We start from the raw sequence: 13767 nt of genomic DNA on the forward strand, positions 1-13767 counted from the left end.
ATTGTAAAAAAGATAGAGGGGGACCTAAGGTTCCCCTTAGATTTTTAATATAGGTAAGTAGAGGTGAGTTTAATTGCATGAATTAGGCGTAGTGATTGAGGTTGTTAAGACTGTTGAAAATTTCGCAGAAAAAAATGGATTAACAAAAATAGATACAATAGTTCTCCAAATTGGTGAGCTATCATCAATGATTCCCAGATATATTGAATCCTGTTATCCAGCTGCAGTAGATGGTACACGATTACAAGATACAAAATTAAAAATTGAGATATTACCAGGCAATGCTCTTTGCAAAAAATGTAAAAAAGTTTTTAATATCATTGAGCATAATAGTAAGTGTCCAAACTGTACAAGTGAAGGATGGGAGTTATTATGCGGAAAAGAGTTTATGATCAAGGAAATCGTTGCTTGTTAAATTAAGGCTCAAAAGCTGCATTTCAAATGTAGATTTGCGGTTTATATTGTCTTTAAAACGAAATTTTTTCCCAAATGCATTATAAGATGCAATGTAAAATGGGTAAGGCAGAGTGAAAATAACCATTCACAGTGCTTGACACTTTTAATATTGATAAGATCATTCATAAAATAAAGAAATGGAGAAAAATAGGGGATGAATAAGAAGTTAAGAAAATTTATAATTACATTAACTATAGCTGGGTTAGCTATAGGTGCAGTAGGATGCTCTAATAATGAAAAAGATACGGTGAAAAAACCAGATACTGAAGTTCAAGTAAGTAATTTTGAGGCAGTAAAATTTGTATATTCAGATGGTGCTAAAAATTATGATGTAACAGTAGAATCACCAAGACAAAAGGCAGTTACATTATCTCAATTTATGACAGAAATGCTATTAGCATTAGATTTGCAGGATAGAATGATAGCAACGGCTCTTTTAGATAATCCTATATTACCGGAATTTGAAGAGGCGTACAATAAAATACCTCAGCTTCAAATTCTAGAAGGACATTCAATATCTAAAGAAGGATTCATAGCTACAGGTGCTGACTTTGTAAGTGGATGGGATTCATCTATAAGTGAACAAACTACCGGATCACCTGATGAGCTTATATCAAAAGATATAACTCCATTTATGGCTAAGTCTTATCAAGCAGATTCTACAGTAGAAACTGTTTATGAAGATTTTGAATTATTAGGAAAAATATTTGGAGTACAAGATAAAGCTCAAGAAGTAATAGATAAAATGAAAAAAGATATAAAAGTTGTGACTGATAAAGTTGGAGACATAAAAGAAGAAGATAGAGTGAAAATGATGGTATATGATGCTGGTGAAAATGATGCAATGGTAGTTGGAGTAGGACTTGCTAACAACTTAATAGACCTTGCAGGTGGAAGCAATGTATTTGCTAAAAATGCAACTAAGCCTTATATACATGTAAGCTTTGAAAGTATAGTAGCAGAGAATCCAGAAGTTATATTAGTAACTGATTACATGGCAGGAAGCCCAGTACAAGAGAAAATAGATTCCTTGAAAGCCCATCCTGCCCTTAAAGATGTGCCTGCTATAAAAAATAACAAAATATATGCTGTGGGATTAGCTGACCTATCTCCAGGAGTTCGAAATCCTAAACTTGTGGAACAAATACACGGATATTTATTTGGAGAAGATAAGTAATGCAAGGAACTTTAAAAGATAAAAGAGGCCTTTCTAAAAAGAAAGGCTTTTTATTTTGGGTCATAGCTTTAACTATAATATTAGCAGGTACAGTAGTTACAGCAATAGCTATAGGTAGTACATATATTGAACCTGGAGAAGTATATAAAGTATTACTTTGTAAATTAACAAATGGAGAAGTTTACAGTGATGTTGGAAGTGTAATGACACAAAATATAATATGGGAAATAAGATTTCCTAGAGTGCTACTAGGAGCTATATGTGGAGCAGGACTTGCACTTTGTGGAGTTCTTATGCAATGTGTAACTAAAAACCCAATAGCTGAACCATATATATTAGGTATATCATCAGGGGCATCTTGTGGTGCTGTTGCAGTCATAGTTTTAGGTGGCATGTCATCACTTGGGATAAATAGTGTAACAACGGGAGCTTTTGTAGGTTCTCTTATATCTGGAGTGTTAGTTTTTGCTATAGGTACTCAAATGGGTAAAACAACATCTACAACAAGATTAGTATTATCAGGTATGGCAATATCAACAATATTCTCGGCGCTTACTAACTTACTTATATATTCAGCAGAGAATTCAAATCAAGCAAAGAGCGCTTTGTTTTGGACTATTGGTAGTTTAGGAGGAGCGAAGTGGGAGGTTTTATTATTCCCCTTCATTATGTTAGTTGTAGTTATGATAGCAGCATTAACAATGTCTAAATCACTAGATATATTACTTCTTGGTGATGATAGTGCAATAATACTTGGAATAAATATAAAGCTTATAAAATCTATAATTTTAATATTAGCTACATTGCTTACATCGGCATTAGTTGCTATAACTGGGGCTATAGGATTTATAGGACTTGTAGTACCACATATATGTAGAACTATAGCAGGAAGTGATCATAAAAAACTTATAGTACTTTCATCGTTAATAGGTGCTATATTCTTAATAGCATCAGATGTTATAGCTAGAGGGCTATTCCCACCAATAGAAATACCTATAGGGATAATAACTTCATTAGTTGGAGGACCATTCTTCTTATACTTAATTTCTAAGAAAAACTATTCATTTGGAGGAAAAGAGTAATGTTTAAAGTTCAAGTTAAAAATTTAAGATTTAGCATAGATAAAAAAGAAATATTAAAAGATATATCTTTTGACATTCCAAAAGGTTCATTCGTAGGAGTTATAGGTCCTAATGGTTCAGGAAAATCTACATTACTTAAAAACATATACAGACTTTATAAGCCATCAAGTGGAAGTATATTATTAGATAATAAAGAATTAGCGAAAATGAAAGATAAAGATTGTGCAAAAGAGATTGCAGTTTTAGCTCAAGAAAGTAATACTCACTTTGATTTTACTGTGGAGCAAATAGTAAAGATGGGAAGATATCCATATAAATCAGTTTTTGAAGATTACTCTAAAGATGATTTACAAATGGTTAAGGATATGCTCCAAAAGGTAGGCTTAGAAAGTTATAGTGAGAGGAATTTTTCTGAAGTTTCAGGGGGAGAAAAACAAAGAACGTTAATAGCTAGGGCCTTAGTTCAAAATACTAATTTTTTAGTATTAGATGAACCAACAAATCATTTAGATATAGGCTATCAGATACAACTCATGGACTTAGTTAAAAGTCTTAATATAACTACTTTATCAGCTATACATGATATAAATCTAGCATCTATGTATTGTGATTATTTGATTGTAATGAAAGACGGAAAGATAATAAGCTTTGGAACAGTAGACGAAGTAATAAATTCTGAAATGTTAAAAGACGTGTTTGGTGTAAATGCATATGTGGGAGTTAACCCTGTAAATAAAAAATTACAAGTATCATTTATGCACACCCATGAACATATTAAAGGATTAGGAATTGATCATATACATGAAGATGGATTTACAGGAGTACATACTCATTATAAAGTGCAACTGAACTTGTGATTTAATAGGGAAAAGCACCTTAGACAAGGTGCAGATATGCTTTGCTGGGGATTAGATAAATTATTTGAAGAAACAATTCTATCTATGAGTTCTTGTGAAGCATATAAACCCACTCTAAAGCAAAGAACTCTGTTTATAAAAATGTGGGTTTGCTCTAGGTGGATTAGTGATAGTCATATCGAGGGTTTAACCTAGGAAGAACATAAAAAGTTAAAAAGTTAAAAAGTTTAAAATATTGAAAGTATGATGTATAAATGGTAAATCAAAAATTAATTTTTAATAATGATAGAACAATTAAAACTATTGATAATTATGTGCTATCTAAGGAAGAAGAAGAGGTTTCAAGGAATGTTGAAAAATATGATGAGGATGTAGAGAATCCCTACACTTATATGGATATAGAGGATATTAAAAAAATGGAGGCTAAGAAAAAGAAAGTTAAAGGTATGTCTATGGACATTAAGAAAAAGCCTTCTTTGGATGATTCATATGGATTAACAAACCATAGCAGAGCATCCAGTAAGATAAATAAGATTAAAAAGGAAGTGGGTAAACAGGAGCTACATCTTAATTCAAGTGGAAAGGAATCTTTAAGACGTACTTATTTAATCGAAGTTGATAATATAAAGAAGCTTGAGGAAATTTTTATATTCAGATGAAGTTATTCAGTACAGTGAGATTATTAATGAAGCTATAAAATACTATTATAATTGCATGAAAGTTGAAAAAGGAACAAGTTAATTGTAATTTACAATTAACTTGTTTTTTAAATTATTGAAAAAAGAATACAATAATACACACAGCAATAAAAGAAATAGGGAAAGCCAAAAGTGATAAAATGCAAAGAACTAAGAATAATTTATCCAAAATCATAAATATTTTTTCATGTTTGAAATCTTCAGTTTTACTCTTTTTAAATTTAACCCATCTACTATTTATTGAACGTAAAATCGCAAAAAATATAGAAATAATTATGTATCCGGCCATAATTATTTAACCCCCCTTATAAATAAACATATATTTTATTATTAATCAAACTTATATACATTCATAAATTATACCATAACAGATAAATAAACCATCGTCTCAGTAACCATTTATCATTTAATACTTCTAATGCTTTAATATAAATTCCACCTTGCATAATGTGATTAGAAGATTGAAAAAGGAAAAAATAAATAAAACCACATATATATAAGAAGTTAAGAAAGGAGTGATTTTTGTGGCAATTACATCTACAAAAATGAAGTCATCAATGGTAATTAAGTATGTGAATTTTAACTATTTCTGATGGAAAAGAAGTGGTTCAGGAACAAGATATAGTTAATCTGATGGATAACTGTATCGGTGATCAAAGTATATTTAGCTCTAAGAAGGGCAAGCTTGTTGAAAAGCTTAGTGCAATAGCTGTAGACACCAGTGAAACTGCTTATGAAATTAACTAATAAAAGGTTTTAAGAAAGAGGGTATTTGAAATGTCCTCTTTTTTAAAACCTTTTTTATACATATATATAACTATTGTTATACTTTATTACTTTTTCTATCATTATAGAAGTTTTTATATAGAGATTTATGTAGGATATTTATAAAAGTTATTATTCTATTATTTAGTCATAATTACACGTAAAACGGGTGATAAGTCTCTTTTACTAGCCAGGGGCTAAATGTGCTTGTCTATCCCTTCGTTTGAAGCCACCTTGCTCTTATATATATTTTCTTGTAGTTACTTCATTTATCTTAGATTTTTATCTTCTTAAACTGAAAAAATAAATATAGAGATAGTAACTTCTATTATAATTAAAAATTGTTAATGCAGATTTACCAACTATTATATGTTTATCCAATAAAGTTACTTTATTGGATTTAACTTTAATTGGATTAAGTTTCCGGTTAATGAGTATATTGTAAAAATCCTTCCTAATATGGTGTTAGTAAATATATTTCTATTACATTATGTGGTTTAGGTTACATTTTACGACTTAATTTGTATTTACATATTAAGGGGAGGGAATTATATGGATTCTAATTTATGTAACATGATAACTAATGCTCAATTGGGGGATTCTAATGATTTATATAATTTAATATTAAAATTTAATCCTTTATTATCTAAATACTCTAAACTATTAAATTATGAGGACGCAAAATGTGATATTACATTATGCTTTATAGAGATTATTAATAAGATGCCTATTAATAAAAATTTTATTGATGATAAATTTATTTTAAGCTATATAAATAAAGGAGTTCGAAATTCCTTTATAAATATTAGTCGTAATAAAAATAAAATTAATACTAGCGAATATATTTGTGAAATTCAGGACTTCAATAATAAAGTAGATTTTCATAGTGATTTAGAATTTTATGATTTTCTAAAGTATCTAACTGATAAAGAAAAACAAATTATTATTTTAAAATACTTTGATTGTCTTTCTGATATACAAATATCTAAAAAACTAAGTATGTCTAGACAATATATCAATAGATTAAATAGAAAAGCTCTATCTAAAATAAAAAGTAATATAGCGTAGATAGAGTATTTATTAATAAAAATAAAGAAGTGTCTAATAATTTAGAAATAAGTAGACAAGCTATTGATAGCTTAAGGCGTTAAGATCTAAACTTACTAAAGAACATTAAAATATAATATACAAGGACGTGATAAAGTTGGAAAATGAATTATTAAACGTAGCAACATCTCAAGGCATATGGGCTTTACTAAGTATGAGTTTATTATTTTATATCTTAAAAGCTCAAGAAAAGAGAGATTTAAAACAAGAAGAAAGAGAAAACAAATACCAAGAAATAATCTCTAAATTAACAGAAAAATTTACTATAGTTGAAACTATAAAAAAAGATATTGAAGATATAAAAGAGTCTATTTTAAAATAGACTCTTTTATATCTTCATTTATAATATACAAATTAATTTAACATAGTGTGATATAGTAATTCATAATTCGCAACAATATGAAAATGGAATAATCTTAAACAAATTATTTACATATACTTTTATTTAATGTCTAATTTCTTATATCTGTCTCCTAGCATATCCTTTAAGATGTCTCTATTTTATTGCTAATGTTGGTGTCTACACAATCTTTATATATACAACATACTGAATTTATTAAAAACATATCTACTGTTTCATATACATTTTCTATCCACGGATACACTAGCCTTAGGGAGTTTTCATATAGATTTATGTAGGAGATTTATAAAAATTATAAATCTCCTATTATTTTTTTCCTTTTTTATAGCTAAATGCATATGTGCTATTTGAGGGTATCTAATTGTAATTACAACTTATATAAGTCTACCTACTATTAAAGAGGTTTTTGGGGTAGATGAAAAGGAAGTTGAAGTCATAAAACAACTTTTAATGAAAAATAAATAAAAAAATTTTATTTTTGGTTTACAAATTAAAAATATAATACTCTTTAATAAGTATAGCTCAAATTACGCCAAAGATTTTTGTATTTATAGCATTTAATTTTTAACTTAAGTATTTGTAGCTGAGTGGAAGCTCTTTTAGTCTAATATTCAGTGTATTCATGCACATTACTACCTATAAGTGTATTACATAAGAATTTCAATTAAATTCAAACAGGAGTTAGGTGTATGAATATGATCAATATTGTTATTAAAAGAAATAAATTATAAATTATTAAATTAAATTCAAGGGGGAACCAATATGAATATGAATAAAAAAATTGAAACCATTCTTTATAACTTTAACCAAACGAAAGCAGAAATAAAAAATATAAAACTAGATATAGAATTGTTAGAAAGTGAATATGATGATGGTATTGGTATAAATTACATAGAAAATACAGGAAAAACAAATAAGATTACTTCAACAGTGGAAAATATGATAATAAGAAAAGAGGATAAAATTAACAGATTGAACTATGCTATGAAAGTTAAGGATGCTGAAATAAAAAAGGTTGAAAATGCTCTAGAAACCCTTACAGATAGAGAAAGAAGTATTATTGAAATGAGATATTTTCAGAAGGAAAGTAATAGGAATATTTCAGCAAAGCTTTATATTACAGAGGAATATGTGTCATCAATAAAGTCAAAAGCTATTAAATCTCTTGCAAATATATTCTTTTTAAATTCTTTTTAAATTCCTTTTAAACTCCCTTTATATAATCGGTTTAAAGAGGTGCTAGAATAATATTATCGCAGTGGTGATAAGTTATTAAAAGTTGAGCCTTAAGATAATAAATTAGTTTTTAATTTTTTAAATAAGAATAATAAAGTTTAAAATATTAATTTATCACTATGAGTTATGGTTAAAAAGTTTTATTAACAAATAAGAAATGAAGCTAAAGGAAAGGGGTGATAATAATGCGGTGATTTTTACATTAAGATTTATAAATTATTTGAAATACCTTAGGATAATTTAAAAGAAAGAATAGCCTCTAATTTAAAGTAAATAAAAATATATATTTAAATTTAATTAGCTTAATAGAATCTATATAAACCAATTCAATTTTAAAAACTAGCAACCAATGCTCTTAAACTGTGACAATGATTTTAATAAATAGCTAATAGATATTGAGAATATATAAATCGGTAGAGGAGGTAGAAATGAATATAGTAGAAAGTATCAAAGAATATATAGGAACCTGTCCTTATTTAGCAAATATCAATGATGGTATTAATGTTAATTACTTAGGTGAAAATACAGTATCCTATATGATAGAAGAACTTCCTAGAGAACAAATTTTAAAAAAGTATGTTGATGGTAGTAGTCTTAGACAATACTGTTTTATGTTTGTCAGTAGGGAAGTATATGGACAAGATGTAGTACAAAATATAGCTAATAGTAAATTCTATGAAAACTTTGCTAAGTGGCTGGAACTTCAATCAGAACTTAATAATCTACCAGTATTAGATAGTGGTAGAGTGGCACAAAAAATAGAAGCATTAACAAGTGGTTATGTTTTCGAAAAAAATCTAGATAAAGCACAATATAAAATAGAATGTAGAGTGGTATATTACCAAGAAGGAGGAAAAAATAATGAGTAAAGAATCAATACAAAGACATCAAATAGCAGATTATATAAATATAGGTGGAGCAACAGGTGCAGAGAAATATGAATTAATGGGAGCAGGTTTTAATACATTAGACGAAAACCCTGCAGCTCAACTTGATACTAAAGTTTATATTAACGATAAGTCATCTTCAACTACAATTAAGTCATACCAAACACAATTCCCATTTACATCAGATTTAATTAAAAGTGAAGGGGCAGTAATGGCATTATACAACGTTGGAAGAAATCATCTTACTGGTGCAGATGCACAATTTGACTATGTTAAAGTTGAACTATTTCAACCAATAGCAGGAAGTGAAAATACTTATAAGGCTAGAAAATTTAAAGTAAGTTGTGAAGTTGCTGGACTAGCTGGAGCAGGTGGAGAAACTATTGTAGTATCAGGAAACTTAAATGCAGTAGGCGATTTTATCGAAGGTACATTTGATACTAAAACAAAAACATTTACTGCAATTTAGTAGGAGGTATATTCAATGAATATTAATGGAATTGAGCTAGAATTAGATATATTTGATGCTGATGTGGCAGAAAAATATGATAAAGCAATAAAAAAAGTAATGAATATAGAAGAAGACATAAAAGATATGTCAATTGGAGAAGGAATAAGAACTCAGTGCAGAGCCATCTTTAATGTATTTGATGAACTTTTTGGCGAAGGCACTCATAAAAGAATATTTGGAGATAAAGTTAACTTACTTGAATGCTTAAAGGCCTTTGAGGCTCTTATCACAGGTATAAATGAGAAGAATAAAGAAATTGAACTTATTGCTAATAAGTATTCTTCTAATAGAATTCAAAGACGTTCTAAAAAATAATGAATATTTTAATTGATATTTTGCCTCAAAAAGTTGAAATAGATAATATAGAATATAGAATTAATTATGATTTTCGTACATCAATATTATTTGAAATAATGATGCAGGATGATGAGCTTGATGATAAAGAAAAAATAAATAATGCTCTTTTTCTATATTATCCATTGATACCAGATAATTTAGAAGAAGCAATTAAACAAATTCTTTGGTTTTATAGAGGTGGAAAAGAGATTAAGGAAGGAAGTAGTGGAGTAGCTATGGGCAAGAGTACAAGAGCATATAGTTTTGAATATGACGATGATTATATTTACTCCGCTTTTCTAACCCAATATGGCATAGATCTTCAAGACATAGAAGACTTACATTGGTGGAAATTTAAAGCCATGTTTAAATCACTAAAGGAAGACAATGAAATAGTTAAGATTATGGGATATAGATCTATGACTATAAATAGTAATATGAGTAAAGAACAAAAGGATTTCTATAGCAATATGAAGAAAATCTATGCAATTCCATTAAGTAAATCTAAAAAACAAAAGGTAACAGAAATTGAAAATGCTCTTATGGGAAATGGAGATTTAAGTGGAATACTTTAATTTGTGTATTCTATATAGGAATCAATAGAATAAAAAGTGCTTAGAAAACTAAGCACTTTTTATATTGATAAAGGTGGTGATCTTTATAGTAAAAGTGAAGTGTCCATTTTGTAACAAATTATTAATTAAAGCTGATTACATCAAAGGAGAAATAAAATGCAGTAGATGTAAGAGGTTAATAAATATAGAAATAGAAAAGCCAGAGCTTAGAGCCACACCCTAGAGTAGTGAGCCATAGCCTGCTTAATAAAAGGCAGGTGATATTATGTCAAATACAAGTATAAATGAAGAGATAAATGCAACATTAAAAAGCATATTAGAAAACTTAGAGTCACAAGGAGAAGAAGCTAAAGAGGAAAGTACAAAAATTATTTCTAAATTAGTTACTGAAGCAGGAAAAGAAATAATTAAAGCTAACTCTAAAGCTATAAATTTAATTGGAAGAGAATTAAGGAAAATAAGTCTTTTTGATTCCATAGCGGAAACTCTTGAAAGAAAATCAAGGGAAATTTCAGATAGGATAAGTGAATTTTCAGATAGGATAAGGGGAAGTTTTGATAGAGCACTAAATTCAATAAAAGAAACTAAATGGGGTAAGTTCGCATCTTCAACCATAGAATATGGTAAAGGGGCTTTTGAAAGAATTGGTTCTGCTGTTGGAATATCAGGAAAAGGAGCTTTTCTAAAGATTGCTGCTGAGGTTGGTAAAGAAGGAATAGGTGCGTTTGCAAACATATCATCCAAAGTTGGTAAGGCTGCATCAGCTGCTTTTAGTGGTACTATTAAAGCTATTGGAAAAGTTGGATCTTATGGAATAAAGGCTGGAGAACAGTTTGCACAAGGAGTATCTAAAATTGCTGAATTTAGTGGAGATGCAGAGGAAAATATAGCAAAGTTAAATGAAGATGCGGCAGGTATGGAAGATGGATTAGGCCGTGAAGTTACTATATTCCAAAGCTCACTTATGAGCCTTGGAAAAGATATGAGTGATAGCCTAGATGGTCCATTAAAAGAAATAACAGCTTCAGCGACAGGTATGATATGGACGTTATCTTCAGCATTCAAAGAAGGTGGCTTTGAAGAGCTTGCAGATAAGATTCCAGATGTATTTACTGAGGCAATTGCAGGCATAGCTGCAAAAGCTCCTGAATTTATGGATATTGCAGTTTCAATTATAGAAACATTGATAACTGGATTCAGCGATAATGTGCCAGTAATAGCAGACGCATCAATAAAGATAGTAACGCAGCTAGCTGAAGGCATTATTGAAATGTTACCTAATATATTTGAGCTAGGAATTACTTTAATATCTGAATTGTTATCAGGATTAGTAACAGCTATTCCAGGTTTAATGGAGCTAATAAAAGAATCTATGATAAGTATTATGAATTTTTTAATCGAAAATTTACCAACGATTATGGAAAGTATATTTCAAATTGTTTTAGCACTTATGGATGGAATATCTTCAATGTTACCAGGGTTAATACCGCTAGTAATACAAGCCATAACAATTATCATTGAATCTATAGGAGAAAATTTACCACTTATACTTGAGAGTGGTATAAATATTATTGTGGCACTTATTAATGGATTAGCAGCAATGTTGCCAGAGCTAATTCCAATGGCTGTACAAGCTTTGTTAAATATAGTAGATACTCTCATAGCAAATCTTCCACAAGTTATAGAAGCAGCCATTCAAATAATACTGGCTCTAATACAAGGAATAATTGGAGCATTACCACAATTAATTATGGAAATTCCAAAGATAATAAATGGAATAGTATTAGCAGTTATTAATAACTTACCATCAATTATAGAAGCAGCCATTCAAATAATAGGGGCTCTAATACAAGGACTTATTATAGCAATTCCTACGTTAGTAGGTAGTATACCTACTATAATAGCTGCAATTATAGGAGCTTTTGCTCAAGCTGATTGGATGCAAATAGGTGCAAACTGTTTGGAGGGCTTAAAAAATGGTCTTCTAGCAGGGGTTAGTGCAGTGGTGGATACAGTAAGAAATGTAGCCAGTAGTATAGCAAATGGATTTAAAGACTTTTTTGGAATCCATTCACCATCAACTCTATTTAGAGATATGATAGGTAAAAACCTTATTAAGGGTATTGGTGTAGGTGTTGATGTAGAAACTCCAAATCTTGAAAAAGAAGTAGATGGTAATCTAGAGGATCTAACAAGAAAAATGAGAGCTACAATTGATTTTGAAACTACTAAAGTTTCTGGCAATATGGCAATGAACTCTAGTTATAGAGCTGCTATGGAAACTCCATACACTAAACTAAATAGCGATGATATTCAAGAAGATAGCACATTTATAGTTCCAGTATATATGGATAGCGAGAAAATATCCGAGTATACTTATAAAAAAGTTGATGGTAAATTTGCTTTAGCTGGAAAGAGGGTGAGATAGTGTTTATAAATAATATTAATATAAATAACTTTAAGGCAAAATTATTAGATAGAAATATAGGAACCGCTGAAATTGATATTATAAATGATTGGAGCGCTAACTCACTTAATCCATATATATCTAATAAGTTTAGATGTAAATATAAGGTACTTAAACTTAAGTTAGATATAATATGCAGTAATGATGATGAGATAGAGACCATGAAGAGTAATATTATTAAGCAATTAGCTATATCAACAATAAAATTTCATGATATAGACATTTATTATAAGGGTTTTATAAGTGATACTCCATCATCAGAGCATATAGTAGAGGGAAATGAAATTCTAGAAGTGACTATGCTTGTTGTAGCTGAGAAAGAAGAGAAAATTGAGATCATGAATAGAATTACTAATAAAACTATAGATGTAGATGGTGATATAGAAACACCAGCTATAGTTGAGATAATACCTTCTATAACTATTGCAGATCTAGTAATCAATGGATTAAGTGATAACCCTATTACTATTAAAAACTTAACAGGTGGTAAAAAAGTAATAATAGGAGAAGATACTGTAACAGTTGATGGAATTAATAAGTTTAATGATTGCGATATGTGGGAGTTTCCTAGACTTAAGCCAGGAGCCAATACAATTACTGTTAGTAGAAATAGTGTAGATATAAATATTAAATATAAATCTAGATATATTTAGATAAAAAGATAACCAATATGTTAAAAGCAACTAAGAAAGTAGCATTAACAAGAATAAATGAGATAGAAGATCCATAATTAGCTTACATGGATGAATTTTATGAAAGTTTATATATTGGTGAAGAAAAATTAGTTGTAGGAGGTACTTTATAATGATTATAAAATTAAGCAATAACCGAATAGTAAATGATGCTCCAGCCTTAGGAGCAATCTCACAGAAAAATTTACCTATAAAAGTTTCCTATGTTTTAGCTAAAAATATAGCAAAAATAGAAGATGAACTTAAGTTATACAACAAAGAAAAACAAAAACTTATTGATATGTATAGTATTAAAGACGAAGAGGGAAAACCTTTAATAGAAGATAATAATATAAGGATTGCAGAGGAATATATAATGGACTGGAATCGAGATATTAAAGATCTTCTAGATATAGAGAATGAAATAGATATTCATAGATTCCATATAGATGAACTTGTAAACTTTAATTGTGATATGAGTCCAATGGAGTTAATGCTTATAGATTATATGATAGAGGAGTAATCCCCAAAACTCTTGATACAGAGAAAGGAGATTAATAATGCTACAATTATATGACTTA

Annotated in this window: 16 protein-coding genes; all 16 read left to right on the forward strand. The window is 29.0% G+C overall.

From position 1 onward, the window contains the following. Window positions 1-73: 73 nt before the first annotated feature. The 16 genes from B3W71_RS03065 to B3W71_RS03140 all read left to right on the forward strand — a co-directional run bounded on the left by B3W71_RS03065 (window position 74) and on the right by B3W71_RS03140 (window position 13709). Window positions 74-415 (forward strand): hydrogenase maturation nickel metallochaperone HypA, encoded by a 342-nt coding sequence (locus tag B3W71_RS03065; protein WP_346887472.1) that lies wholly within the window; start codon window positions 74-76, stop codon window positions 413-415. A gap of 195 nt (window positions 416-610) precedes the next feature. Next, entirely contained in the window at window positions 611-1633 is a 1023-nt protein-coding gene (locus tag B3W71_RS03070) for an ABC transporter substrate-binding protein (protein ID WP_346887473.1), read from the forward strand. Continuing rightward, on the forward strand, window positions 1633-2715 hold the full coding sequence (locus B3W71_RS03075; protein WP_346887474.1) for an iron ABC transporter permease: 1083 nt from the start codon (window positions 1633-1635) through the stop codon (window positions 2713-2715). Before B3W71_RS03070 ends, B3W71_RS03075 begins: the two co-directional genes overlap by 1 nt. Further along, window positions 2715-3572 (forward strand): ABC transporter ATP-binding protein, encoded by an 858-nt coding sequence (locus B3W71_RS03080; RefSeq protein WP_346887475.1) that lies wholly within the window; start codon window positions 2715-2717, stop codon window positions 3570-3572. The genes B3W71_RS03075 and B3W71_RS03080 overlap by 1 nt, the downstream gene beginning before the upstream one ends. Window positions 3573-3826: 254 nt before the next feature. Then, window positions 3827-4231 carry a hypothetical protein gene (locus B3W71_RS03085; RefSeq protein ID WP_346887476.1) on the forward strand — a complete coding sequence of 135 codons (405 nt, stop codon included), beginning with the start codon at window positions 3827-3829 and terminating at the stop codon, window positions 4229-4231. Between the two features lie 624 nt (window positions 4232-4855). Next, window positions 4856-5017, forward strand: coding sequence for a DUF2922 family protein (locus B3W71_RS03090; RefSeq protein WP_346887488.1), 162 nt, complete (start codon window positions 4856-4858; stop codon window positions 5015-5017). A 570-nt stretch (window positions 5018-5587) separates the two neighbouring features. After that, window positions 5588-6103 (forward strand): sigma factor-like helix-turn-helix DNA-binding protein, encoded by a 516-nt coding sequence (locus B3W71_RS03095; RefSeq protein WP_346887477.1) that lies wholly within the window; start codon window positions 5588-5590, stop codon window positions 6101-6103. Between the two features lie 136 nt (window positions 6104-6239). After that, window positions 6240-6464, forward strand: a complete 225-nt coding sequence (locus B3W71_RS03100; RefSeq protein ID WP_346887478.1) for a BhlA/UviB family holin-like peptide — start codon at window positions 6240-6242, stop codon at window positions 6462-6464. A gap of 801 nt (window positions 6465-7265) precedes the next feature. Further along, complete coding sequence (locus tag B3W71_RS03105; RefSeq protein ID WP_346887479.1) at window positions 7266-7700, forward strand: sigma factor-like helix-turn-helix DNA-binding protein; 435 nt, start codon at window positions 7266-7268, stop codon at window positions 7698-7700. 467 nt (window positions 7701-8167) lie between these two features. Continuing rightward, window positions 8168-8608 carry a chloramphenicol resistance protein gene (locus B3W71_RS03110; RefSeq protein WP_346887480.1) on the forward strand — a complete coding sequence of 147 codons (441 nt, stop codon included), beginning with the start codon at window positions 8168-8170 and terminating at the stop codon, window positions 8606-8608. Then, window positions 8601-9095, forward strand: coding sequence for a hypothetical protein (locus B3W71_RS03115; RefSeq protein WP_346887481.1), 495 nt, complete (start codon window positions 8601-8603; stop codon window positions 9093-9095). Before B3W71_RS03110 ends, B3W71_RS03115 begins: the two co-directional genes overlap by 8 nt. Window positions 9096-9110: 15 nt before the next feature. After that, window positions 9111-9452, forward strand: coding sequence for a DUF6673 family protein (locus B3W71_RS03120; RefSeq protein ID WP_346887482.1), 342 nt, complete (start codon window positions 9111-9113; stop codon window positions 9450-9452). After that, window positions 9452-10048 (forward strand): bacteriophage Gp15 family protein, encoded by a 597-nt coding sequence (locus tag B3W71_RS03125; protein WP_346887483.1) that lies wholly within the window; start codon window positions 9452-9454, stop codon window positions 10046-10048. The genes B3W71_RS03120 and B3W71_RS03125 overlap by 1 nt, the downstream gene beginning before the upstream one ends. A 265-nt stretch (window positions 10049-10313) precedes the next feature. Continuing rightward, window positions 10314-12476: a hypothetical protein gene (locus tag B3W71_RS03130; RefSeq protein ID WP_346887484.1), complete on the forward strand. Its 2163-nt coding sequence runs from the start codon at window positions 10314-10316 to the stop codon at window positions 12474-12476. Then, entirely contained in the window at window positions 12476-13168 is a 693-nt protein-coding gene (locus tag B3W71_RS03135) for a phage distal tail protein (protein ID WP_346887485.1), read from the forward strand. The genes B3W71_RS03130 and B3W71_RS03135 overlap by 1 nt, the downstream gene beginning before the upstream one ends. A gap of 151 nt (window positions 13169-13319) precedes the next feature. Continuing rightward, on the forward strand, window positions 13320-13709 hold the full coding sequence (locus tag B3W71_RS03140; RefSeq protein WP_346887486.1) for a DUF1617 family protein: 390 nt from the start codon (window positions 13320-13322) through the stop codon (window positions 13707-13709). The last annotated feature ends 58 nt before the right edge of the window (window positions 13710-13767 follow it).

Source organism: Clostridium sp. UBA1056, from assembly GCA_002316385.1.
GTDB lineage: Bacteria > Bacillota > Clostridia > Clostridiales > Clostridiaceae > Clostridium_J.